We start from the raw sequence: 24,171 nt of genomic DNA on the forward strand, positions 1-24,171 counted from the left end.
GGCCATCCTCATGCCGCCGCGACGTCGGCTCTGAATCTGCTGTTGCGCAGGGGCCTGCGACGGGGGTCCAGCGACGCGGGAGGGATGTAGTCGGGATAGCCGTCACTGGCGAACTCGATGTCCCAGTCCTGCGCGTGCACGACCCGGTGATGGTGCGCGCAGATGAGGACGATGTCCTTCAGATCGGTCGCCCCTCCGTCGGCCCAGCGCTTGCGGGCGTGGTGACCGACGCACCAGGCCGGCGGCCGGTCGCAGCCGGGAAAGGTGCAGCCACGGTCGCGCCGCTCGGCGGCACGCCGCTGGGCCCGGTTGAACAGCCGCTGCTCGCGTCCGCAGTCGACCGGCAGCGGCTTGCCGTTGAACACCATGGGGAGAAGCCCCTGCTCGCAAGCCAAGCGCCTGACCTCGGTGGCCGAGATGCGGCAGCCGGTGGACAGGGTGCCGGCCTTGATGCCGTCGATGAGGCTCTTGAGGTCGATGTTGACCGTGACGGTGACGCCCACGCCGGCCACGTCGGGCAGCTTGTCGCCGGGCAGGTGCTCGATCAGCGTCATGAATGCGACGGCCATCTGCTGGCCGTACGACGGTTTGTCGTCCAGCACAGCCAGCGCGGGGTCGTCCTCGGCCTTCTTGACCTGCGGGGCGTTCAGGGCCTCGAGGCAGTTCTTGAGCATCTCGCCCTGCGCCTCGGGGATCACGAACTCGCCCTTGTAGGTGCCGTCCTTGCGGTCTGCCATCCAGAAGTACGACTTCTTCAGCGCCTCGGTCTCGCGGTTGCGGATCGTCTCGTCCTCGTGGGCGTCGACGTCGTCGGGTGCGAACGTCTCTGTGATCCGGTCGGCCCTGCGGCTGAGGTCCTTGAGCGACATCTTCTTGGCATCGTCCAGCAGCTGGGTCTCGCAGCCTTCGCGCTGCGCCGGGGACGGCTCACTCGGCAACGCCTTGAGCTTGTCGGCGATCAGCTCGGCCTGCGCCAGTGTCACCTCGCCCTTGGCCAGCGCATCCTTGGTGGCGGACACGGACTCGATCTTCTTAGCCTGCTTCACCAGCCGCCCTGCTGCGAGAGGGTCACCGCCGAACGCACCGGCCAGCATCGCCCCGGTCGACGTCGCACCCACCGTGGACGCCGCTTTCGACCGGTCGGCGGCTGCGGCGGCTGCTAGCTGGTGCGCCTTGACCCTCGCCTCGAGCCGCGCCAACGACTCGCACGCGGCGATCTGCTCGGCCGGCGTCATCGCGTCGTACGCGTCGAGGCGGACGGCATCGAGTGCCTCGCCAGTGACCCGCATCGACTGTTCGAACATGTGTTCTAGTTAACCAAGATGTGGCGTCGCAGTCAAGTAATCGACCGATATTTTTTCCTGCAATTTCAGTGAACTTCGAAGTCGCGAAACTGTCGCTCCGGGCCTAGGCCCGTCCTCGGACAGGGCTCGGTGGACCCGCGCCACCCTAGGATCGTTGCGGCCGGCACACGAGCTGATCACGTTCTGACCCAACGATGGACCTCAGACCTGCTCGACCCGTAACCACAAAGTGGCCGGCGAGGTCTACTCGCACACTGAGCCGTCGTTATCGCGGTCCTGATACCAGTCATACTCCGGGTCGGTGCCCTGCCGGTAGTTCCCGTAGCCTGCTGCGTTTGCCTCTCCGCAGGTATCGAACCGGGGATCTGTCGACTCGGTCTTGTCCTCGGCGGGTGCCGCAGGTTTCGGCGCGGATGCCTTCGCCTTCTTGACCGCCTTCGCGACTGCAGCCTGGACGAGGCGATTGCGCTTCGCCTTTTCAGCCGCCACAGCTGTTTCCACGGCGAGGTCTATCGCCGCTTGGTCGGCCTCGCCTGCCTTCGCAGTCGCCGCCTCAACCTGGGCGTCGGCCCGCTCAACGCGGGCGTCTGCCCGCGCTTCCGCTTTCTGGGCCAGAGCACGTGACTCATCTTGAGCCTTTGCAACGGCGTCTTCGTCTGATTGTCCGCCCCCAGTCCCTATACCGACGAACAGTCCCAACAGCCCCGAAGCGGCGGCGATCTTGGGTTTAGTAGTCCAGTTAGTCATCTCGACCCTCCGGTGATCTCGCGCTAATCGAAGGTACTGCGGAGCCCGGCGTCATGGACTGTTTCGCGAGAATGCGCGGGTTGATGACCTTTCCGCGTGAGAAGCTGACCTTCGTGACAGACAGTCTGCGCGAGCTTGAACTTCGTCGCCTGATCATGAATGCGTTGTCGGAAGTCACGTCGGATGCCGGAACCGTGACGCGCGCACAACTCTCCAGTCTTGACATCGGATTCGAAACCCGGCGCCTCATCGATCAGTCCCGCGGCATCTGGAACCCTCGTGATCTGCAGGCCACGTTGTCGGTCTTATCCACCCCATCTGGGCCGTACGACGACGCTGCTCTCGATGGCTCAGTGTTCCGGTACGACTACCGCGCCGGAACGACAGACGGAGATAACCGCAAACTCAGGCGCGCATATGAACTCAGTTTGCCGATCATTCTGCTCCGGAAGGTTGGCGCCAGGGAGTTCCTGCCACTTTTCCCTGTGTACGTCATCGCCGACAGATTCGAGGAACGCCACTTCCTCCTCGGGCTCGACGAGAGCCTGCGGTCGCTCTCTGACCCTTCGAACCCCACACCAACTGAGCGCCGTTACATCTCTCGGCTGACACAGCAGCGACTTCACCAACCAGAGTTCAGGGCCAAAGTGCTGCTGGCGTATGACACGCGGTGCGCAGTCTGCCTGCTCAAGCACGGACGGCTGCTGGACGCGGCACACATCATCGGCGACCGCGAGGACCGCGGCGATCCCGTGGTGACGAACGGGCTCACGCTGTGCAAGATTCACCACGCGTCGTACGACTCAAACATGCTAGGCATCTCGCCGGACTACACGGTGCACGTCAACCGAGATCTGCTCGAGGAAGTGGACGGTCCCATGTTGAAGCACGGTATCCAGGAGATGGACAAGCGGCCGCTGACGATCCCTGCGCGCCGTGCCGACCAGCCTGACCGCGAGCGGCTGGCAACTCGCTACGACGAGTTCCTCGCCAGCTAATCCACCGCTCAGCCCATGAACACGTCAGCGAACAACTCGGCCGACCGCAGACGCTCCTCCACCCGCGGGCTCTGGTGGGCGACGATGAGTTCGTCGGCCTTGGTCTGCTCGGCGAACTCGGTGACCAGCTTCTGGACGACGTCGGGGGTGCCGGCGGCGCTGTAGGTCATCATCTCGCGCAGGTGCTGGCCCTGCGGGGACGCGAGCACCTGGTCGGCCTGCTCGTCGGTGTACTTGGTGCCGGGGCGTACGAGCAGGGCCACGCGGCTGCGCGCGACTTCGACCTGCTGGCGCTCGGCGTCGGCCTGGTCGTCCGACGCGATCACGTTGAAGGCCGCCATGACGTACGGCTTGTCGAGCTGCTCGGACGGCTTGAACTCGCGGCGGTACAGCGCGATCGCGTCGTGCAGGGCGGCCGGGGCGAAGTGGGACGCGAACGCGTACGGCAGGCCCAGCGCCGCTGCGAGGCCGGCGCCGTACAGCGAGGAGCCGAGGATGTAGAGCGGGACGTTGGTGCCGTTGCCCGGGTACGCCGTGACGTCCGGGATCCGCGACTCGCCGCGCAGGTAGCCCTGCAGCTCGAGGACGTCCTCGGGGAACGTGTCCGACGAGGTGGCGTTGCGGCGCAGCGCGTGCATCGTGTTCTGGTCGCTGCCCGGCGCGCGGCCCAGGCCGAGGTCGATCCGCCCAGGGTGGAGCGTCTCGAGCGTGCCGAACTGCTCCGCGATCGTCAGCGGCGAGTGGTTCGGGAGCATCACTCCCCCGGCGCCGAGCCGGATGCTGCTGGTGTGGGCGGCGACGTGGGCGATCAGCACCGAGGTGGCCGACGAGGCGATCGCGGCCATGTTGTGGTGCTCGGCGTACCAGACCCGCTTGTAGCCGGTCTGCTCCGCGGTCCGGGCCAGCGCCACCGTGCCGGCGAGCGACTCGGCCACCGTCTGGTCGCGAGCAACGGTCGCAAGGTCAAGGATCGAAACCGGCACAGACATGAAACACCCTTCGTCGACGAGCCGACGGCATTCAGCGCCGCCTTCTACACAAGGACAACTGTCCGGACCGTAAATGTCATCCCGGACGCCCCGTTACGAATGTCTCGTCGCGCGTCACATGCTGGCGGCGTCCTGCACCTCGCCGACGAGCTCCTCGATGATGTCCTCGAGGAAGAGGACACCCGTCGTGGCCCCGTCCTGGTCGAGCGACCTCGCCACGTGGCCTCCCGTGCGCCGCATGAGCGCCAGGGCGTCCTCGAGGTCCACCTCGCGGAACGTGGACGTCAGCCGCCGGATGCGCTTGACCGGCACCGGGGACGTGAACGCGTCGCCCGAGCTCAGGTCCATGACGTCCTTGAGGTGCAGGTAGCCGATCAGCTCGTGGTCGGTGCCGGCCACGACGTAACGGGAGAACCCGTGCTCGGCGACCGCGTGCTGCACGTCAGCGGGTGTCGCGCCGATCGGCAGGACGACCATGTCGGCCATCGGCACCTCGACGTCGGCGACCTTCTTGGCGCTGAACTCGAACGCGGCCGTCAGCGTGCCGGACGTGTCGTCCAGGACGCCCTCGCGGGTCGACTGCTCGACGATGTTGGCGACCTCGTCGAGGGTGAACGTGCTGCTCGCCTCGTCCTTCGGCTCGACCTTGAACAGGCGCAGGACGCCGTTCGCTACGGCGTTCAGCGACCAGATCACCGGCTTGAAGAACCGCGAGACCATGACCAGCGGCGGAGCCAGGATCAGCGCGGCCCGGTCCGGGACCGAGAACGACAGGTTCTTGGGCACCATCTCGCCGAACACGACGTGCAGGAACGTCACCAGTGCGAGCGCCACGATGAACGCGATGACGCTGATCGACTCCGCGGACAGGGACGTGACGCCCAGCGGGATCTCCAGCAGGTGATGGATGGCCGGCTCGGACACGTTCAGGATGAGCAACGAGCACACCGTGATGCCGAGCTGGCTCGTAGCCAACATCAGCGTTGCGTGCTCCATCGCCCACAACGTGGTCTTGGCGGCCTTGCTGCCCGCCTCGGCCTTGGGCTCGATCTGGGAGCGACGTGCGGAGATGACCGCGAACTCGGCGCCCACGAAGAACGCGTTGCCGGCCAGCAGGACGACGAGCCAGATGACTCCGGGAAGGTACTCGCTCATGAAAGGTCCTCACGCAGCTGCTCGACGATCTGGTCGTGCGTCCCGGCCGGTGCCAGGTCGGCCTCGACCTCCTCGGGGACGAACCGGAGCCGCTCGATGCGACCGCCGTTCACCCGCTCGACGCGCAGGACGCCGTCCTGCGTCGGCACCTCGTCGCCCAGCTCGGCGACCCGGTCGAGCGAGTCGGTGACGAAGCCGCCGACCGTGTCGTAGTCGCCGCCTTCGGGGACCCGGACGCCGGCGCGGTCGAGCACCTCGTCGGGTCGCAGGGCAGCGTCGAAGACCACGGTGCGTCCGGTCCGGCGGACCTCGCTGCGGGGGCGGTCGTACTCGTCCTCGAGCTCGCCGACGAGCTCCTCGACCAGGTCCTCGAGCGTGACGACGCCCTCGGTGCCGCCGAACTCGTCCAGGACGATCGCGATCTGGTAGCTCTGGGTACGCAGGACCCCCAGGAGCGAGTCGACGCCCATCGACTGCGGCACCCGCAACGCGGTCGTCAGCAGGTCGCTGACCGGCACGGTGGCCTGGTCGGGCAGCGGCACCGCGAACGCCTGCTTGACGTGGACGACGCCGCGGACGTCGTCGGAGTCCTTGCCGATGACCGGGAAGCGGGAGTACCCGCTGCTGCCGGCCACCGTGATGACGTCCGCCGCGGTGGCGTCGATGTCGACGGTGACCATCCGCACGCGCGGCGTGAGGACGTCCGCGGCGGAGCGCTGGGAGAACCGGAGCGTCCGGCCCAGCAGGGTGGCGTGGTCGTCGTCCAGCACCCCGGCCATCGCCGAACGACGGACCAGCGAGCTGAGCTCCTCGGCCGTGCGCGCGCCGGACAGCTCCTCCTTCGGCTCGACACCCAGGGACCGGATCACGCCGTTGGCGGTGTTGTTGAACAACAGGATGAGCGGTTTCAGCACCGTCGTGAACACGATCTGGAACGGCACCACGATCTTCGCCGTCGCCAACGGGACGGCGAGGGCGAAGTTCTTCGGGACCAGCTCGCCGATGATCATCGAAAAGAGGGTGGCCAGCAGGACGCCGACGACGGCGCCGACTCCAGTGACGGCACCGTCCGGGAGCCCGGCGGCACCGAGCGGCTCGCGCAGCAGCGAGCTGACGGCAGGCTCGAAGGTGTAACCGGTGAGCAGCGTGGTCAGCGTGATGCCGAGCTGCGCGCTCGACAGGTGCGTCGAGGTGATCTTCAGCGCGCTGATGGTGGGGCCGAGTCGCTTCTCGCCCCGCTCCTGGCGGGCCTCGAGCTCGTTGCGGTCCAGGTTGACCAGCGCGAACTCGGACGCGACGAACAGGCCGGTTCCCACGGTCAGGGCCAGACCGATGGCCAGCATGGACCACTCGTTCATGTGCACTCACCTCCCAGCGTCAGGTCGCGACACGAACGTGTGAGAGGTGAGCAGGTACTCGCAGGGGGAGGGTCATCCATAGTGGTCGCAGTTTACTGAACCGCGGCAACGTCGGAGGGGGTCGGCACCCCCACTCCCCCACGAACGAGCCCGGCCCGGGCACTCCGTGAGGAGCACCCGGGCCGGGGACGACGAGCTACGTGATCAGCTGCAGCCGCTGGTGCTTCCGCAGCCCTCGCACACGTGGCAGGAGCCGGCGGGACGCATCTTGGTTCCGCAGGTCATGCACAGCGGCGAGTCGACCGCGGAGCCGGTGATGGCCTCGAGGAGCTCGGCGCTCGTGTGGGCCTGCGCAGGCGCGGGCTTGGAGCTGGCTGCCTCGTTGCTGTCGCCGGAGACCGACGTCGTCTCGACCTTGGCGGTGGCGACCGCCGGGGCGGCCGGGGCGACCTTGGGCTCGATGGTCTCGACCGTCTCCTCGACGAGCTCGGCGGCGGTGGTGCCCGCCGAGATCGGCTGGTGGGAGCCGGTGTCGAGGTAGCGCTGACGCTCGTCGGCCGAGAAGATGCCGAGAGCCGAGCGGGTGTCGAAGTCCAGGTAGTCCAGGGCGAGTCGACGGAACGTGTAGTCCATGATCGACTGGCTCATGCGGACGTCCGGGTCATCGGTCAGACCGGCCGGCTCGAACTTCATGTTGGTGAACTTGCTGACGAACGTCTCCAGCGGCACGCCGTACTGCAGCGAGATGCTGATCGCGATCGAGAAGGCGTCCATCATGCCGGCCAGGGTCGAGCCCTGCTTGCCCAGCTTCATGAAGATCTCGCCGAGCGAGCCGTCCTCGTGAGCACCCGAGGTCATGTAGCCCTCGGCGCCACCGACGGAGAACGACGTCGTGATGGCCTGGCGCGACTTCGGCAGGCGACGACGGATCGGCTTCTCGACGATGACTTCCTTGATGACTTCCTTGACCTCGGTCGAGCCGGAGGACTTGGCCTCCTTGCCGTCCGAGAGCGGCTGGCCGACCTTGCAGTTGTCGCGGTAGACCGCGAGCGCCTTCAGGCCGAGCTTCCAGCCCTGGAAGTAGACGTCCTGGATCTCCTCGACCGTGGCGGTCTCGGGCAGGTTGACCGTCTTGGAGATCGCGCCGGACAGGAACGGCTGGCAGGCAGCCATCATCTTGACGTGGCCCATGGGCTTGATCGAGCGCTGGCCCATCGCGGTGTCGAAGATCTCGTAGTGCTCGGTCTTGAGACCGGGCGCGTCGACGACGTGACCGTTCTCGGCGATGTACTCGACGATGGCCTCGATGGTCTCGCCGGTGTAGCCGAGTTTCTTCAGGGCAGCCGGGATCGTCTGGTTGACGATCTGCATCGAGCCGCCACCGACGAGCTTCTTGAACTTGACCAGCGAGAAGTCCGGCTCGATGCCGGTCGTGTCGCAGTCCATCATGAAGCCGATGGTGCCGGTCGGGGCCAGGACGGAGGCCTGGCTGTTGCGCCATCCGTTCTTGGAGCCGATCTTCAGGTTCTCGGCCCACTGCTTGGCAGCCTCGCGGTGCACGGCGATGTCCATGCCGTGGACGGTGCGGATCTCGTCGTTGGCGGCCTGGTGCTTGCGCATGACGCGCTCGTGCGCCGAGGCGTTCTGGGCGAAGCCGTCGTACGGGCCGACGACGCCGGCGAGCTCGGCCGAACGGCGGTAGGACGTACCGGTCATCAGCGAGGTGATCGCACCGGCGAGGGCGCGGCCGCCGTCGGAGTCGTACGCCAGGCCGGACGCCATGAGCAGCGCGCCGAGGTTGGCGAAACCGATGCCGAGCTGGCGGTACGCACGCGTGGTGTCACCGATCGCCTCGGTCGGGAAGTCGGCGAAGCAGATCGAGATGTCCATCGCGGTGATGATGAACTCGGTCGCCTTGACGAACTTCTCGGTGTCGAACGAGCCGTCGTCCTTGAGGAACTTCAGCAGGTTGAGCGAGGCGAGGTTGCAGCTGGAGTTGTCCAGGTGCATGTACTCCGAGCACGGGTTCGACGCGGTGATGCGGCCGGCCTCGGGCGAGGTGTGCCAGTCGTTGATCGTGCCGTCGTACTGGATGCCCGGATCGGCGCACGCCCAGGCGGCCTGCGCGATGTCGGACCACAGCTTGCGGGCGTCGACGGTCTCGATGATCTCGCCGGTGGTGCGGGCGCGCAGACCGAACTCGTTGCCCTCCTCGACCGCGTGCATGAACTCGTCGTTGACGCGGATCGAGTTGTTGGCGTTCTGGTACTGCACCGAGGTGATGTCGACGCCACCGAGGTCCATGTCGTAGCCGGCGTCGCGCAGGACACGGATCTTGTCCTCCTCGCGGGCCTTGGTCGCCACGAACTCCTCGATGTCCGGGTGGTCGACGTCCAGGACGACCATCTTGGCCGCACGACGCGTGGCGCCGCCGGACTTGATGGTGCCCGCGGACGCGTCCGCACCGCGCATGAAGGAGACCGGACCGGACGCGGTGCCACCCGAGGAGCGGAGCAGCTCCTTGGACGAGCGGATGCGCGACAGGTTGAGGCCGGCGCCGGATCCACCCTTGAAGATCAGACCCTCTTCCTTGTACCAGTTGAGGATCGAGTCCATCGAGTCATCCACCGCGAGGATGAAGCAGGCGCTGACCTGCTGGGGGCTGGACGTGCCCACGTTGAACCACACCGGGCTGTTGAAGCTGAAGACCTGGTGCAGGAGCATGTGCGTCAACTCGTGCTCGAAGAGCTCGGCGTCCGCGTCGCTCGCGAAGTAGCCGTGCTCCTTGCCGGCGGCGACGTACGTCAGGACGACGCGGTCGAGCAGCTGCTTGAGGCTCTGCTCACGCTCGGGGCTGCCGACGGCGCCGCGGAAGTACTTGGTGGTGACGATCGTGGAGGCGTTGACGCTCCAGAAGTCGGGGAACTCCACACCGCGCTGCTCGAAGACGTTCTCGCCGGTCTTCCAGTTGGTCTGGACGACGTCGCGACGCTCCCAGGTCACGGCGTCGTACGGGTGCACCCCCGGCGTGGTGAAGACGCGCTCGATCTTCAGGCCCTTGCCCGAAGTCTTGGCGCCAGCCTTGCGAGAGGACCCCGTGGGGCCGCTGACCGTTTCCGTCATGGATGCTCCTGTGTGTGCGGTGGGTGTACGTGCTGTGTTGCCGGGTGTTTTCAGACGTTCGGACGTGCAGCGGGGTCACTTGGTTCAACAACCCCGGGTGGCTGGATGTTTCGTTCAGCCGTCGTGCTTGTGGGTGGAGTCGCGTGACTCCTCGGCCAGCTCGCCGTCGGCCGCCGCGACCATCAAGGTCGCGATCTCGGCGGCGAAGTCGTCGACCGACTCGAACGACTTGTAGACGCTGGCGAACCGCAGGTAGGCGACCTCGTCGAGCGCCTTGAGCGGCTCGAGGATGGCCAGTCCCACCTCGTGGGCCGGGATCTCCGCGGCGCCTCGATCGCGCAACGCGTCCTCGACCTGCTGGCCGAGGCGCGCCAGGTCGTCGGCCGAGACCGGGCGACCCTTGCATGCCTTGGCGACGCCGGCGATGGCCTTGTCACGGACGAACGGCTCGGTGGCACCGGACCGCTTGGCGATCATGAGCTGCATCTGCTCGATCGTGGTGAAGCGCTTCTCGCACTCCGCGCAGACGCGGCGACGCCGGATGGCGCCACCCTCGTCGGCCACGCGGCTGTCGAGCACCTTCGTGTCGGTGTTCTTGCAGAACGGGCAGTGCATGAAGGCGCTCCTTCCGGTGGCTTCCTTGGGGACGAAACTGTGGACCGACCTGTGCACTCGACGCTCAACCTGTGCACCGAGGGCGACATCTGTGGACCAACATGTGGAGAACTACATCGGTGTAAGTACTAGATGTAGTGGTAACCATACGCCGCGGGTACGACGCATGCAATCGACTCTGGCAAACAGCGGTGACATTTCTGGGGTATGTCCCGGCGTCCCGGCAACTGCGCAGGTCAGAGGTAGTGCGAGTCACACCAGTCACAGGAAACGGGCGTGTCGCGACACCGCTGACGGGCCGCTCGCAGGGGTCGGCGAAGCCGTTCCTGGCGCCGTGGGGACGGCACCAGGACGCGTCGCTGACGCAGCTACTGGGTCGCGGCCCAGCGCAGGAACTGCGCGGCCTGGAACAGGTCGTCGAAGTCGCCGGCCAGCTCGAGCAGCAGGTCGTTCGTCCACACGGCCAGGCGACCGACCGTCCAGGAGCCGACGCCGGCCGCGGGGATCTCGATGCCGTACACGGACTCGGCGATCTGCCGCTTCTCGTCGAGGGTGAGGATCGGCAGGAACCGGTACGGCTCGGCGACCGCGAGCGTCTTGGTCAGCAGCGTCGGGCCGAACCCCGGCATCGCCTGGGCGAACGTGCCCTGGGCGAGGTCGGTGAACCGGTCCTCGAGGTCACCGGGTCCACGCAGCAGGTGCTGGATCGTGGCCCGGACGTGCCGCGCCGCCTCCAGCTCGCCCATCAGCGTCCACGCCTTGTCGAGCTCGGTGGTCGGTCCCGGGTTCCCGCCCGTGGGGTCGTGCACGAACTGCTGCAGGTCGTAGTTCGCTGCGCGGTCCAGGCCTGACTCGGAGAACACCCACTGGTACTTCTTCCAGTGCGCGGCGACCGTCGGGTCGGGGGTGTACGGCACGGTCGCCATGAACTCGTGCTTGCGCAGCAACGCCTGCTGCACGCTCTCCAACGGGGCGTCCGCGGCGGTCGGGAACTGCTTGCGCGCCACCACGATCGGCAGCACGGATGGCTTGGCGGGTGCCGCCGCTCGCGTGCGGGCCGCGGGCCGCGAGCGGGTCGGCGCCGGCTTGGGCGCCTCGACCGGTGCTCCGTACGTGAAGACGAAGTCGCAGTCGTCGCAGCGGGCCTCCTTGCGGCCGTCCGGCAGGGTGCGGATCAAGAAGACGTCGTCCTCACGGACGCACAAGGGACAGACGATCAAAGCCACATCACCAATCTATGCCTGTCCCCCACATCACCGGAGTCCGGCCACGGGGGCCTCCGGCGAGGTCCGTCTGCTAGCCCCGCTCACTGCCCGGGACACCGCCGAGAGCGCGACGGACCGCCCCTCGAGAGGAGGAGCGGTCCGTCGCGTACGGGCGAGGTCAGGCCTTCTTGCGACCCGTGATCGCGTTGTAGGCGACGAGCGCGATGATCGCGCCGATGATCGAGCCGATGATGCCGGCTGCCGTCAGGTCGGTCGGGCCGTCGCTCAGCAGCGAGCCGAGGAAGCCACCGACGAGCGAGCCGACCATGCCGAGCACGATCGTGCCGATGATGCCGAAGTCGTCCTTGCCGGGCACGACGGCGCGAGCGATGAATCCGGCGATGAGGCCGACGATGATGAATCCGATGATTCCCATGGGGTTCCCTCCCTGGTGATGTCGTTGCCGCGGGTGCGCCTCGTCGGCGCGCGACAACGGTCAAAGACACTAACGGGCACAGAGCAAATCTGCACGTCTGCGCGTCCGGGTGTGAAACCCCGTCAGATGGGTACGCGGCTGCCATGGCTACTTCCACTCCGAAATTCACGATTCCCGGCCTCAGCAACGCTGAGGGCAAGAAGCTCGCCGGCATCCTGCAGGAGCGCCTCAACGCGCTGAACGACCTGCACCTGACGCTGAAGCACGTGCACTGGAACGTCGTCGGCCCGCACTTCATCGCCGTCCACGAGATGATCGATCCCCACGTGGACGAGGTCATCGCCATGGTCGACGAGACGGCGGAGCGCATCGCGACGCTCGGCGTCTCCCCGCTCGGCACGCCCGGCGCGATCGTCAACGGCCGCACGTGGGAGGACTACTCCCTCGGCCGCGCCACGACGAACGAGCACCTCGGCGCCCTCGACGAGGTCTACATCAACCTCCTCCAGGACCACCGCAAGGCGCAGGAGGCCGCTGACGAGATCGACCCGGTCACCGGCGATCTGCTCGTGGGCCACCTGAGCAAGCTCGAGCTGTTCCACTGGTTCGTGCGCGCACATCTGGAGAGCACCGGTGGTGCACTCTCGACCGCGAACGCCAAGTCTGAGAAGACCGCCGCGAAGGCAGCCCACGAGGCGGCCGACGTCACCAAGTAGAACCCCTGACGGCGGGACCCCGACCCACACGCTGGGTCGGGGTCTCGTCATGTCCGGGGCGTTGAGAACGACTCAGCGGCGGCCGCGCGGACGCGGCTTGGGACCGGAGCGGCGCTCCCCCGGCGCCTTGTAGGTGCCCTCGGCGACACGCGCCATGAGCAGCTGCTGGTCACCCTTCTCGGCCTCGCGGACGAACTGGTGCGCGCGCTCGCCGCGCAGCACCGCCGCCTCGACGCCGTGGTGGGAGATGACGACCTGCTTGTCGCGCACCGTCCACTCGTACCCGCTGGGGCGGCTCATCGGCCGACGCCCAGGTAGTGCAGCGCGGCATCCGTGAGGCCGTTGGCGAGGTTGCGGGCCCGCGGCGCGTTGGCGTACGCCTGGCGGATCAGGTCCTTGGGGTCCTCGCCGGTGTCACCGAAGTAGGCGTCGTTGACCCAGCGCTCGTACGTCTGCGGGGTCACCTCGGGGTGGAACTGCCACGCGATCGCCCGCGCACCGAAGGCGTCGTCGATGAAGCACTGCGGACCACGCCACGACGTACCGAGCACCAGGGACGTCGGCCCGGGCGCGAACACGTCCTTGTGCATCTGCCCCCACGGTCCCTCCGGGCACAGGACCGGGTCGGTCGTGTCGACGCGATCCCACCCCAGCTCGGGGCGGTCGGAGCGCCACGACGTGCCGCCGAGGGCGCGCGCCATGATCTGGGCGCCGTAGCAGATGCCCATCACCGGCGTCCGGTTCGCGAGGGCGGACCGGACGAGCTTGATCTCGTCCGTCACGGGCACGATCCACCGGTCGTCGTGGGCGGACTTGTCCGAGCCGAGCAGCAGGATCAGGTCGCTGCCGCCGAGGGCGTCGTACGCCGTCAGGTCGTCACGGTCCAGCTCGATGATCTCGCCACCGTGCTCGATGAGCCTGTCGACGACGTAGCCGCCGTCCCTGTCGGCCGCATCGGCGACCACGTGAATCCGCATGACCCCATTGTCCCCCACCCAGGACATGACGAAGCCCGGCGTGGTCACCTTCCCTTGTGACCTCGCCGGGCTGCGTCGTGGTGACGGCGCGGACTACTTGTCGTAGACCGGCACCGCGATCTCCGAACCCATCTGCAGGGCGGAGGCGTTGGGGAGCGAGTTGAGCTCGATGATGTCGTCCACGGTCTGGCGGATGTCGCCGTTGGGGTTCGCCTCGGCGGCGATCTCCCACAGCGTGTGGCCGGCCATGACGCGGACGGAGGTGGTGGCCTCGGGTGCGCCGGCCTCGCCGGTGGCTGTCGACGACGGGCCGAACATGACGGCCAGCACCGCGATGGCGATGACGGCGGCGGCCAGGATGACGGCCTTGCCGCGGCGGGTCAGCCGGACGTGCGCGGCTGCCGGCTTCGGCGCGGGGACGATGCGCAGCGGGCGCATCTCGCGGGCGTTGAACTGGTTGAACGTGATGGTGCTCATGGGTGCCTCCGTGGGGGAAGTGAGACGGTGTGTGGTCTTGGTGGTTCGAGCGAACGCTGCTCTCGATGTCATTCGATGGGTACGAACAGGCGTTCGATCGAACACATGTACGACAATAGGGGCCGCCTCCGACAAAAGGAAGCATCTGTCGAACACAATTTCGAACAGGCCTGCGCACTTACTGTGATTGCAGCGAAAAGTCGCCTCCCGTTTTGCCGGGGTGCTCGGCCAGGACGCGCTCGGCGGGCACCTGTCCCCCGGCGCCACTACGTTCGACGCATGAACGCGAAGAGCACGATCCTCACCGCCTGGAAGCAGGCGTCCGCGCAGCAGGCACCGCTGCTGGCGGCAGGAGTGGCGTTCTACACGTTCTTGTCCCTGTTCCCCGCCCTGATCGCGTCCGTGCTCGTGTACGGCCTGGTGGCGTCCCCCGAGACCGTGGCGCGACAGTCGAAGGAGATCACCGACGCACTGCCTGCCGACGCGGCGTCGCTGGTGGTCGGCCAGCTCGACTCCCTCACCCAGACGTCACCCGGGTCGCTGGGCCTCGGACTGGTCGTCGCGGTGGCGCTGGCCTTCTACAGCGCGTCCGGCGGCGTCGGCAACCTGGTCACGGCGATCAACGCGATGTTCGGCATCCGTGACAACCGGAACTTCTTCAAGAAGAAGCTGCTGGCGCTCGGCCTCACGGTGGGTGCCATCGTCTTCTTCCTCGTGATGATCGCCTTGGTCGCGGCGGCCCCCGCGTTCTTCAACCTGATCGACATCGTCCCCGGTGTCCGGATCGTGCTGGAGGTCCTGCGCTGGGGCCTGCTGCTGGGCGCGCTCGTCGTCGCGATCGGCGTGCTGTTCCGCATCGCGCCGGACCGCTCGGAGCACACCGCCCTGGTGACGAAGGGCGTCCTCGTGGCCAGCCTGATGTGGGTGGCGGTGTCGCTCGCCTTCTCCCTCTACGTCGACAACTTCGGCAGCTACGGCAAGACGTACGGCGCGCTCGCCGGAGTCGTCGTGCTGCTGCTGTGGCTCTGGATCGGCCTCTACGCGATCCTGCTCGGCGCGACCGTCGAGGCGGTCCGCGAGAAGGTCGTCACGGCGGAGACCGTCGCCGAGGACGCCGAGATCGCCGATCTGCGCGGCGCGGAGGCCAACGGCGACGAGGTCCCGGTCGAGATCACCTACGACGAAGAGGTGGAGGACGTCCCGGCCGAGACGAAGACGCCCGTCTTCAAGCGGCTTCGCAACCCGTTCCGTCGAGCCCCGCGCGACTGACGTCGGTCAGCGCAGCCCGGCCTTCTTGAGCCGGCGCGCGCCCACCTTGCGCAGCAGCGGGTCGGCCCACAGCGCGAGCGACGGGGACAACGTCGCGGTGCGCCCGATCGCCCCGCGCCACACCGGGATCGTCTTGTAGATCCGCCGGGTCCCGAACATCCCGACGAGCTCCTGGGCGACCTGGGTCGGCGTCAGCATGACGCCCGCGGCGAGGATCTCGCGCGCGCCGCCGTTGACGTCGAAGCCCTCGACCATCTTGGTGTCGACGCCGTCCGGGCAGAGCGCGTGGACGCGGATCCGGTCGGCGTGCAGCTCGGACGCCAGCGAGGTGGTCAGCGACAGCACGGCAGCCTTCGTCGCGGCGTACACGCTCAGGCCCGGCACCGGCGCGTGCGCGCTGAGCGAGGCCATGATCCCGATCTCGCCGCCCCGGATCCCCTCCGACGACTGGTTGCGGAACACGTCGGCCGCAGCTCGTACGCCCCACATCACGCCGAGGACGTTGACGTCGACCATCAGGCGCACCTGCTCGACCGACAGCGAGGTGAGGTCACCGTCCATTCCGACGCCGGCGTTGCAGACCCACGCGCCGAGGGGCGCGATCTCCCGGGCCCGCTCGGCGATCTCCCGGTTGGCGGCTGGGTCGGTGACGTCGAGCCGCAGCCCGGCGGCCGCCCCGATCTCGCGTGCAGTGCGCTCCGCGCCGTCCCCGTCCACGTCAGTGACCAGGACCTCGTACCCCAGGCGCACCAGCTCGATCGCGATCGCGCGACCGATGCCCCGCGCACCTCCCGTGACGACGGCTGAACGAGGACTGCCGGGCTTCACGGGGGTCTTGTGCACCGACCCAACCTAGGGGGCGGCCGCCGCGACACGCCATCGAACATATGTTTGAACATCGGGTGTGATCCGCGTTAACCTCTTGCCATGACCGATGATCGCAACGCAGACGTCACCGAGCTCCCCGACGGGCCCGCCGACTCCACCGGACTGACCGCGCGCCAGCGCAAGGTGCTCGAGTTCCTGCGCGACGAGATCGAGACGCGCGGCTACCCGCCCAGCATGCGCGAGATCGGTGCCGCGGTGGGCCTGACCAGCACGTCGTCGGTCGCCCACCAGCTCCGCGCCCTCGAGGGGCTCGGGTACGTCAAGCGCGACCCCAACCGTCCCCGGGCGCTCGAGATCTTCCTGCCCGACGTCATCGCGGCCCGGCGCTCGATGAGCGCTGCGCCGGAGCCGTCCGACGCCGCTGACTCCCCGTTCGACGAGACCGGCATCAACGACGCCGCCCCGTCCGCGGTCAACATCCCGATGGTCGGTCGCATCGCGGCCGGCGGTCCGATCCTGGCCGAGGAGCGGGTCGAGGAGATCTTCCCGATGCCCAAGTCCCTGGTCGGCGACGGCACGCTGTTCATGCTCGAGGTCTCCGGCGACTCGATGATCGACGCGGCCATCTGCAACGGCGACTACGTCGTCATCCGCCAGCAGCCCAACGCCGAGAACGGTGAGATCGTCGCGGCGATGCTCGACGGCGAGGCCACGGTCAAGACCTTCCAGCGCAAGAACGGCCAGGTCTGGCTGCTCCCGCACAACGACGACTACTCCCCCATCGACGGCACCCACGCCACGATCCTGGGCAAGGTCACCGCGGTCATCCGCCGCGTCTGAACCCCGACCCCCGCGGGGGCGGTGGATCCTCCACCGTTTGAAGCCGATTTCGGGCCCAGACGGTGGCATACGCACCGCCGCACCCCGGGCCCCGCTGGCGCGGTGCATCCTCCACTGTCTGAAGCCGATTTCGCGCTCAAACGGTGGCGTATGCACCGCGCCCGCACGGGCCTGGCAGGGGTCAGCCGGCGTGGGCCTGGCGGGCGTCCCAGGCGCTCTTGACCATCTCGGCGACCGAGTGGCGCATGGTCCAGTCCAGGTCGCGCGAGGCGAGCTCGCCGGACGCCACGATGCGGGCCGGGTCGCCGGGACGCCGGTCGGCGATCTCCGGCTCGAACGCGATGCCGGTCGCCTCGGCCACCGCCGTCATGATCTCCCGCACGGAGACGCCGTCGCCGCTGCCCAGGTTGTAGACCGGCTCCAGGGTCTCGCCGGCGAGCAGCTTCTGTGCCGCGACGACGTGGGCGTCCGCGAGGTCGGCGACGTGGATGTAGTCACGGACGCACGTGCCGTCCGGCGTCGGGTAGTCGTTGCCGTTGATCCGCGGCGTCCGGCCCTCGAGCAGTGCCTCGATGACCAGCGGGAAGAGGTTGTGCGGGCTGGTGTCGTACAGGTCGGGCACGGCGGAGCCGACGACGTTGAAGTAGCGGAGCGACGTGTGGTGCAGCGGGAACGCCCGCGCGGAGTCGCGCAGCAGCCACTCCCCGATCAGCTTGCTCTCGCCGTACGGGGACTCCGGCGCCGTCGCCGTCGCCTCGGTGACCAGCTCGACGTCCGGCGTGCCGTACACCGCCGCGCTGGAGGAGAACACGACCTTGTCGACGTCCGCCTCGTGCATGGCCTGCAGGAGGCTGACCGTTCCCTGCACGTTCTGCTCGTACGTGTGCAGCGGACGCTGCACCGACACCCCGGCGTACTTGAAGCCCGCGAGGTGCACGACGGCCTCGACCCGGTGCTCGACCATCGCCTTGGCGACGACCGCGGTGTCCAGGATGTTGCTGTCGATCAGGACGACGTCGTCGGGGACGAACTCGCGGTGACCGCTGGAGAAGTCGTCGACCACGACGCAGTCGAGACCCGCCAGACGGAACGCGCGGACGATGTGTGAGCCGATGTAGCCGGCGCCGCCGGTGACGAGCACAGTCATGGTCACCACCCTCTCAGGTCGCGGCTCACCCCTTGAAGCGGAGGGTCCCGACGTTGTAGCCCTTGCCGGCCTTGACCTTCACCGAGTGCCGGCCGGTGAACGTGCGACCGATGCCGCGCCACGAGTCGGAGTTGACCGAGATCGTCCACTTCCCGCTCGGCAGGCCCGCGATGTAGAAGACGCCCTTGCTGTCGGTCACGTCGGTGCGGATCACGCGGGTGCCGGACGACGAGGACAGCCGGACCATGAGTTCCTTGTTCGTCTTGCCCTTGGCCCGGGTGACGCGTCCCTTGACGACAGCGCCCTGGCGGTTGCGCGAGGTCTTCTTGGTCACCGACTTGCCGGTGCCCGAGACGTCGAGCGTGTTGATCGTGCCAGCGCCACGTGCCTTGCAGTAGCCGCGGTACATCCAGCCCTTGAAGCCCCTGGGGATCGAGTTCTGCTTGCCGGTGGCCGGGTTGGGACGGGCGGTGCGGGCGATGCGCTCGAAGCCGCTGTTCGCGTTGCCGGACAGGTTGCGCAGGCGCTTGAACGCCTTCCAGGTCTCCGAGCGACGGTCCAGCCCCTTGAAGTACAGGTTGTTGTTCGAGAACTTGCTCGGGTACCAGTCCGAGCAACCCGTGCGTCGGCCGACCTCGACCCAGTACAGGCCCGGCGCCACGTTCGTGAACGTCCGGCTGCCCTTGCTGTCGGCCTGTCCCTCCGCGACGACCGGCGCGTCGAGGATGCCGACGCCCGGGACCTTCTCGCGCAGCCGCACCCAGCGATCGCCCTGGGCCGTGGGCTTGTACGCCGGCGAGAACGACGCCTTGACCTTGACGGTGTTGTTGCTCTGCCCCGCCGGGAGCGCCTTGCCGGCCAGCGGCGAGCTCAGCGTGATGAGGTTGGCGCGGCTCCGCTTGTAGCTGGTGGCGTCGTAGCAGCTGCCGTAGCGGGTGCCGCTCTTGCCGTACCAGGCCTGCGTCTTGCTGTTGCGGGCGCCGACCATGTAGCGGTTGGCGCTGGACGAGGTCATCGGCAGGAACGTCACCCGGTACGCCCCGCTGCTCGATGCCGAGGTGCGACCGAAGATGTTCGCGCAGTACGGGAGGTCGAACTCGCGGGTCACCCGGGATCCGCCGCCGAAGCTCGCCGGCGGGGACGCGACCGTGACGTCCGCACCCGCCGCGGTCGTGCCCGAGACGGACGCGTAGCGGAAGTCGGCGACGTAGTCGCTGGTCCGCGTGGCCTTGACCGCGGTGCCATCGCGCAGGTGCGCGCCGCCGCCGGCAGGCCGACCGCTGGAGCCCCGCCAGTACCAGGAACGCCGGATGCCGTCCTGGTCCGTGCCGCTGAGGCGCAGGCGGTACGGCGCGCTGGCCGTGTTGCGCGCACCGAGGCTGACGTTCAGCGAGTAGCGCCCGCCGTTGCCGCTGATGTCCTGGCCCTTGACGATCTTGGTGTTGCCGCCGCGCAGCACCGAGATCAGGTCGACGCGCAAGTTCGACGCGAGCACCGGGCCGTACCCGGTGACGGTGCCGCGGATCTGCTGGCGCGAGACGAGCGTCTCGGTGCGGATCTTGCGGTAGTAGTGCGTGATGTTGCGGGGCTTGTCCTCGTCGACCTTGACCGACACGTTGCTGACGGACCGGTAGTCACGTCCCGCGACGGCCGGCGCGTTGTGCGGGTTGACCCGCGCGTTGGTGTGCATCGCGATCGCGACACGCGCCGACGACCGTCCCTTCACCTTGTACTTGCGGACCCGCGGCTTGCCGGTGTCGTCGGTGAACGACAGCTTGCCCTTGCAGGTCGCCTTGGACGCGCACTTGACGGACACGCTTCCGGTGCCGCTCGAGGAGATCGCGATCCCCGTGGACTTGACCGAGAGCTTGTAGCTCGCTGCTTCGGCCGGCCCGGCTGTCAGGAAGGCGGCGACCACTGCGACTGCAGCGGAGGCGATGACGGGTGTGCGCAGTCTCATTCGGGTCCCCGAAACTCAAGTTGCGTGCAGACAGATCCTCCGCAGGCTATCAAACTTCGCGGAAGGGTCCAGGGTCCCGACGATCAGCCCTTGAAGCGCAGCGTCCCCACCGAGTACGACTTGCCGCGCTTGACCGAGACCGCGTGCTTGCCCGCGAAGGTGCGCCCGATGCCGCGCCAGGAGTCGGTGTTGACCGCGATGGTCCAGCGGCCCGAGGGCAGTCCCACGACCGAGAACCGGCCGCTGCCGTCGGTGATCGTGGTGCGGATGACCCGCTTGCCGTCGATGGACGACAGGCGCACCATCATCTCCTTGTTGGTACGACCACCGGTGCGCGTGATGCGCCCACGGACCGTCGCGCCCTTGGCGGACGTGATGCCGACGCGCTTCTGGCCGTTGCCGGTGCCACGGATGCTGACGGTCTTGTAGGCGCCGGCGCCACGGGCACCACACACGGAGCGGTACATCCAGCCGGCGCGACCGGACGGCTTCTTCTCCTGCGCCTTGCCGGCCGGGTTCGGTCGCACGTGGCGGGCGGTGCCCTCCAGGCCGGAGTTCTTGCCGCCCGGGAGCGAGCCGAGGGTGCGGAAGGACTTCCACCGCTCCGACGCGCGGTCACCGCCCTTGAAGTACGCGCGGTTGTTCGAGTAGCGGCTCGGGTACCAGTCCGAGCAGCCCGTGCGGCGGCCGATCTCGACCCAGTACGTGCCGGGCGCCACGTTGGTGAACACGCCGTTGCCGGCCCCGTTGGCGGCGCGCTCGGCCACGACCGGGGCGTCCAGGATCGGCATGTTCGGGACCTTCTCGCGCAGACGCAGCCAGCGGTCGCCCTGGGCAGTCGGCTTGAACCCCGAGAACGTGCCGTCGACGTACAGCGAGTTGCCGTTGGCGCCGACGCTCGCGTCGCGCGTGGTCGGCGTGGAGCCGTTGAGGGCGATCAGGTTGCTGCGGGAGTACTTGTAGTTCTGCACGTCGAAGCAGCTGCCGAAACGCTCGCTGGTCCTGCCGTACCAGGCGTCGACCGATCCCCTGCGGGCCGAGATCATGTAGCGCTTGTCCGCCGACGTCTTGTCGTAGGGCAGGAAGTCGATCCGGTAGCGGCCGTCGCGCGCGGCGGTCTCACCGAAGACGTTCGCGCAGCCGACGTAGTCGAGCTCGCGGCGCACGCTCGCGCCCCCGAAGGTGCGGGGGTTCCCGACCGCGGTGATGCTCGTGCCGGTCGGCGCGTCGCCCTGGATCGAGGAGAAGTGGAAGTCGGCGTTGAAGTCGCTGTTCTTGGTCGCCTGGACCGCGCTGGCCTCGTTGATGTAGCGGCCGCCGCCGGTGAACTTGCCGTCCGTGCCCCGCCAGAACCACGAGCGGGCGATGCCGTCCTGGTCCTTGCCCGTGATGCGCAGGCGGTACGTCGCCGAGGGCGAGTTGTTGGCGCCGAGCGGGATCGTGAAGCTGTAGCCGTCGCTGAGGTCGTTGTCGAACTTCTTGACCAGGGTGTTGCCACCGCGCACGACCGTCAGCAGCTCGACCCGCAGCTGGCTGACCTTGCTGCCGCCGACGCCCTTGGCGGTGCCGGTGATCTGCTGGCTGGGCTTGTACGTCTCGGTGGTGACCTTGGAGTCGTGGGTGCGCTTCTTCGGGGACGTCTCGGCGATGCGGAGCGTCACGCCGGTCTTGCGCTTGTACTCACCGTTGACCGACTGGCCGCCGTTGTACGGGTTCGCGGTCGAGCTGTCGTTGAGCGACACCCGTGCGTACGCGGTCTTCTTGCCCCGGACGCTGTAGCTCGTGACCTTGGTCGAGCCCAGCACACGCAGCTTGCCCTTGCAGGTGTGCTTGCTGCGACACGCGATCGCGACCTTGCCGTCGCCCTTCGACGAGATCGCGATGGTCTTGGACTTCAGCGTCGCAGTGGTGCCCGCCGCGTCGGCCGGGGTGGCGATGAGCAGGCCGGCGACGAGCGTCACGAGCGCGGGGCCGAGCAGGACGATGCGGTGCTTCATGGAATCCCCGGGACTCTGTAGGTGGGCAACCAGGGAAGGCTATCAGCGGACGCTCTCCGCCGAGGCGTTTGCGGCATCATCGAGGCGTCGCAGTGCCGCGAGCGCCACCTCGCGGTCGGTCGTGCGCCACATGTCGGGCAGGGACGCGGCGAGGAAGGACCCGTAGCGCGCGGTCACGATGCGCGGATCGAGGATCGCGACGACCCCCTTGTCGGTCGAGCGCCGGATCAGGCGCCCGGTGCCCTGTGCGAGCAGGAGGGCGGCGTGGTTGGCCGCGACGGTCATGAACCCGTTGCCGCCGCGCTTCTCCACGAGCCGCTGCCGTGCGCTCATCAACGGGTCGTCCGGACGCGGGAACGGGATGCGGTCGATGATGACGAGCTGGCACGTATCACCGGGCAGGTCGACGCCCTGCCACAGGCTCAGCGTGCCGAACAGGCACGTGCTCGGGGTCTCGGCGAACCGCCGGGCGAGCTCGGGGAGCTGCGCGTCGCCCTGGCACCAGATGTCGATGTCGGGGAGGCGCTCACGGACCTCCTCCGCGGCCTTCTCGGCTCCGCGGCGGGACGAGAACAGCCCGAGCGTACGACCGCCGGCGGCCTCGATCAGCGAGGTGATCTCGGCCAGCTGGGCCTCCTCGAGACCGTCCCGGCCCGGCGCCGGCAGGTCACGCGCGACGTAGAGGACGCCCTGCTTGCGGTAGTCGAACGGCGAGCCGACGTCGAGCGCGGTCCACGGCGGGTCGTCCCCCCAAAGGCCCAGCGAGCGGGCGACGGGCTCGAAGCCGCCGCCGAGCTTGAGCGTCGCACTGGTCAGGATCACGGTCTTGTCGCCGAAGAGCTTCTCGCGCAGCGCCCAGGAGACGTCGATCGGCGCGATGTGCAGCTGCTTCTCGCCCCGACGGTTGTCGGTCACCCAGAGCACCTCGGTCTCGCCCTTGGCGGCCATGCGCTCGGCGATCTTGCGGACGTCGTCGACCATGCCGCGGGCCTGCAGCTTGGCGGCGTCGGGCTCGCCCTTGTCCTTCTCCTTCGGGAACGCGGACAGACACGCGCGGGCGTTGTCGCGCACGAACGCCAGGACCTCCTGCAACGGCTGCGGCGGGACGTCGATGCGCCCCTCCTCCGTGCGGGCCAGGACGTCGGCGAGCGCGTCGGCCGCGTCGGACAGGTCGTCGGCCTCGTGGCCGTCCACCTGGGCGCGGGCGCGCCGGGCGGCCCGCTCGACGATCGACGGATCGAGCTCGTCGGTGGACGCCTGGGTCACCCGGGCCGCGAGCTCGTGCGCCTCGTCGACGACCACTGCGTCGTACTCGGGCAGCATCGGCACCCCGTCGATCGCGTCGATCGCGAGGAGCGAGTGGTTCGTGACGACGACCTGCGCGTTGTGGGCGTCCTCCCGGGCGAGCTCGGCGAAGCACTGGAGCGCGTGCGCGCAGCGCGAGGCGCCGAGGCACTCGCGGTGGTTGACGCTCACCTGCCGCCACGCGCGCTCGGTGTGCGAGGGAGCGGAGTCGCGGTCGCCGGTGTGGCTGCCGGTCGCCTGCTCCTCGGCCCACTCGCGCAGCTCGAGGACCTCCGCGCCGAGCGATCCCTCCGGGACGTCGATGAGCGTGCCCTGGTCGTCGGGGGCTCCCTCGCGCACGCGGTGCAGGCACGCGTAGTTGCTGCGGCCCTTGACGACGGCGTGGTGCGGGACCTTGTCCATGGTCGCGCGGGCCGCCTCCTTGAGGGCGGGGATGTCGCGCTCGACGAGCTGGTGCTGCAGGTTGAGCGTCGCGGTCGCGACGATGACGCGCTTGCCGTGCAGGAGGCTGGGCACGAGGTAGCCCAGCGACTTGCCGGTGCCGGTGCCGGCCTGGACCAGCAGGTGCTCCCGGCTGTCGAGCGCCTTCTTCACCGCTTCGGCCATCTCGATCTGACCGGGTCGGTCGGCGCCTCCGACCGCCTCGACCGCGGCGTGGAGGACGTCACGGATCTTGGCGGAGGGCATGGGACGAGGTTATCTGCGTGACCCGTGGATCAGAGAAT

The 24,171-nt window shown here is 68.3% G+C and carries 21 protein-coding genes; 4 read left to right on the top strand and 17 right to left on the bottom strand.

Annotated features, from left to right (window positions below):
* Window positions 1-8: 8 nt before the first annotated feature.
* On the bottom strand, window positions 9-1,304 hold the full coding sequence (locus C3E78_RS10970; RefSeq protein ID WP_108578324.1) for an HNH endonuclease signature motif containing protein: 1,296 nt from the start codon (window positions 1,302-1,304) through the stop codon (window positions 9-11).
* A gap of 243 nt (window positions 1,305-1,547) precedes the next feature.
* Entirely contained in the window at window positions 1,548-2,051 is a 504-nt protein-coding gene (locus tag C3E78_RS18470) for an excalibur calcium-binding domain-containing protein (protein WP_199906803.1), read from the bottom strand.
* Between the two features lie 83 nt (window positions 2,052-2,134).
* On the opposite strand from C3E78_RS18470, the gene C3E78_RS10980 reads away from it, so the two are divergent.
* Window positions 2,135-3,049: an HNH endonuclease gene (locus C3E78_RS10980; protein WP_108580857.1), complete on the top strand. Its 915-nt coding sequence runs from the start codon at window positions 2,135-2,137 to the stop codon at window positions 3,047-3,049.
* A gap of 8 nt (window positions 3,050-3,057) precedes the next feature.
* Here the strand turns inward: C3E78_RS10980 and C3E78_RS10985 are convergent, their stop codons facing one another.
* From C3E78_RS10985 to C3E78_RS11015, 7 genes are all read right to left on the bottom strand, one after another.
* Window positions 3,058-4,038: an LLM class flavin-dependent oxidoreductase gene (locus C3E78_RS10985; protein WP_108578325.1), complete on the bottom strand. Its 981-nt coding sequence runs from the start codon at window positions 4,036-4,038 to the stop codon at window positions 3,058-3,060.
* Window positions 4,039-4,152: 114 nt separating this feature from the next.
* Window positions 4,153-5,193 (bottom strand): hemolysin family protein, encoded by a 1,041-nt coding sequence (locus C3E78_RS10990; protein WP_108578326.1) that lies wholly within the window; start codon window positions 5,191-5,193, stop codon window positions 4,153-4,155.
* Window positions 5,190-6,551, bottom strand: a complete 1,362-nt coding sequence (locus C3E78_RS10995; RefSeq protein ID WP_108578327.1) for a hemolysin family protein — start codon at window positions 6,549-6,551, stop codon at window positions 5,190-5,192. The genes C3E78_RS10990 and C3E78_RS10995 overlap by 4 nt, the downstream gene beginning before the upstream one ends.
* Before the next feature lie 204 nt (window positions 6,552-6,755).
* Window positions 6,756-9,674 (bottom strand): vitamin B12-dependent ribonucleotide reductase, encoded by a 2,919-nt coding sequence (locus C3E78_RS11000; RefSeq protein WP_108578328.1) that lies wholly within the window; start codon window positions 9,672-9,674, stop codon window positions 6,756-6,758.
* A gap of 114 nt (window positions 9,675-9,788) precedes the next feature.
* A complete protein-coding gene (gene nrdR / locus C3E78_RS11005; RefSeq protein WP_108578329.1) occupies window positions 9,789-10,289 on the bottom strand; it encodes a transcriptional regulator NrdR in 501 nt (166 codons plus the stop codon).
* Between the two features lie 368 nt (window positions 10,290-10,657).
* The gene (locus tag C3E78_RS11010; protein WP_135804789.1) at window positions 10,658-11,515 is read right to left on the bottom strand and encodes a hypothetical protein; all 858 of its coding nucleotides are present in this window, start codon (window positions 11,513-11,515) and stop codon (window positions 10,658-10,660) included.
* Window positions 11,516-11,672: 157 nt separating this feature from the next.
* The gene (locus C3E78_RS11015; RefSeq protein ID WP_108578331.1) at window positions 11,673-11,930 is read right to left on the bottom strand and encodes a GlsB/YeaQ/YmgE family stress response membrane protein; all 258 of its coding nucleotides are present in this window, start codon (window positions 11,928-11,930) and stop codon (window positions 11,673-11,675) included.
* A 143-nt stretch (window positions 11,931-12,073) separates the two neighbouring features.
* Here C3E78_RS11015 and C3E78_RS11020 point away from each other — a divergent pair, with 143 nt between their 5' ends.
* Window positions 12,074-12,646: a Dps family protein gene (locus C3E78_RS11020; RefSeq protein ID WP_108578332.1), complete on the top strand. Its 573-nt coding sequence runs from the start codon at window positions 12,074-12,076 to the stop codon at window positions 12,644-12,646.
* Window positions 12,647-12,718: 72 nt separating this feature from the next.
* On the opposite strand, the gene C3E78_RS11025 is transcribed toward C3E78_RS11020, so the two are convergent.
* The 3 genes from C3E78_RS11025 to C3E78_RS11035 form a co-directional block, all read right to left on the bottom strand.
* Window positions 12,719-12,946 carry a hypothetical protein gene (locus tag C3E78_RS11025; protein WP_108578333.1) on the bottom strand — a complete coding sequence of 76 codons (228 nt, stop codon included), beginning with the start codon at window positions 12,944-12,946 and terminating at the stop codon, window positions 12,719-12,721.
* Window positions 12,943-13,623, bottom strand: a complete 681-nt coding sequence (locus C3E78_RS11030) for a type 1 glutamine amidotransferase (protein ID WP_159085876.1) — start codon at window positions 13,621-13,623, stop codon at window positions 12,943-12,945. Before C3E78_RS11030 ends, C3E78_RS11025 begins: the two co-directional genes overlap by 4 nt.
* 93 nt (window positions 13,624-13,716) lie before the next feature.
* Entirely contained in the window at window positions 13,717-14,100 is a 384-nt protein-coding gene (locus C3E78_RS11035; protein WP_159085877.1) for a LysM peptidoglycan-binding domain-containing protein, read from the bottom strand.
* A 279-nt stretch (window positions 14,101-14,379) separates the two neighbouring features.
* Here C3E78_RS11035 and C3E78_RS11040 point away from each other — a divergent pair, with 279 nt between their 5' ends.
* Window positions 14,380-15,369, top strand: coding sequence for a YihY/virulence factor BrkB family protein (locus tag C3E78_RS11040; protein ID WP_159085878.1), 990 nt, complete (start codon window positions 14,380-14,382; stop codon window positions 15,367-15,369).
* A 6-nt stretch (window positions 15,370-15,375) separates the two neighbouring features.
* Here C3E78_RS11040 and C3E78_RS11045 read toward each other — a convergent pair whose 3' ends face one another.
* A complete protein-coding gene (locus C3E78_RS11045) occupies window positions 15,376-16,212 on the bottom strand; it encodes an SDR family NAD(P)-dependent oxidoreductase (protein ID WP_108578337.1) in 837 nt (278 codons plus the stop codon).
* A gap of 84 nt (window positions 16,213-16,296) precedes the next feature.
* Here C3E78_RS11045 and lexA point away from each other — a divergent pair, with 84 nt between their 5' ends.
* Complete coding sequence (gene lexA / locus C3E78_RS11050; protein WP_108578338.1) at window positions 16,297-17,037, top strand: transcriptional repressor LexA; 741 nt, start codon at window positions 16,297-16,299, stop codon at window positions 17,035-17,037.
* 181 nt (window positions 17,038-17,218) lie between these two features.
* Here lexA and galE read toward each other — a convergent pair whose 3' ends face one another.
* From galE to C3E78_RS11070, 4 genes are all read right to left on the bottom strand, one after another.
* A complete protein-coding gene (galE, locus tag C3E78_RS11055) occupies window positions 17,219-18,184 on the bottom strand; it encodes a UDP-glucose 4-epimerase GalE (protein ID WP_108578339.1) in 966 nt (321 codons plus the stop codon).
* Between the two features lie 25 nt (window positions 18,185-18,209).
* Window positions 18,210-20,144, bottom strand: coding sequence for a hypothetical protein (locus C3E78_RS11060; protein WP_108578340.1), 1,935 nt, complete (start codon window positions 20,142-20,144; stop codon window positions 18,210-18,212).
* Between the two features lie 83 nt (window positions 20,145-20,227).
* A complete protein-coding gene (locus C3E78_RS11065) occupies window positions 20,228-22,141 on the bottom strand; it encodes a carboxypeptidase-like regulatory domain-containing protein (RefSeq protein WP_108578341.1) in 1,914 nt (637 codons plus the stop codon).
* Window positions 22,142-22,183: 42 nt separating this feature from the next.
* Window positions 22,184-24,133, bottom strand: coding sequence for an ATP-dependent DNA helicase (locus C3E78_RS11070; RefSeq protein ID WP_108578342.1), 1,950 nt, complete (start codon window positions 24,131-24,133; stop codon window positions 22,184-22,186).
* Window positions 24,134-24,171: the final 38 nt, after the last annotated feature.

The organism is Aeromicrobium chenweiae, from assembly GCF_003065605.1.
Lineage (GTDB): Bacteria > Actinomycetota > Actinomycetes > Propionibacteriales > Nocardioidaceae > Aeromicrobium > Aeromicrobium chenweiae.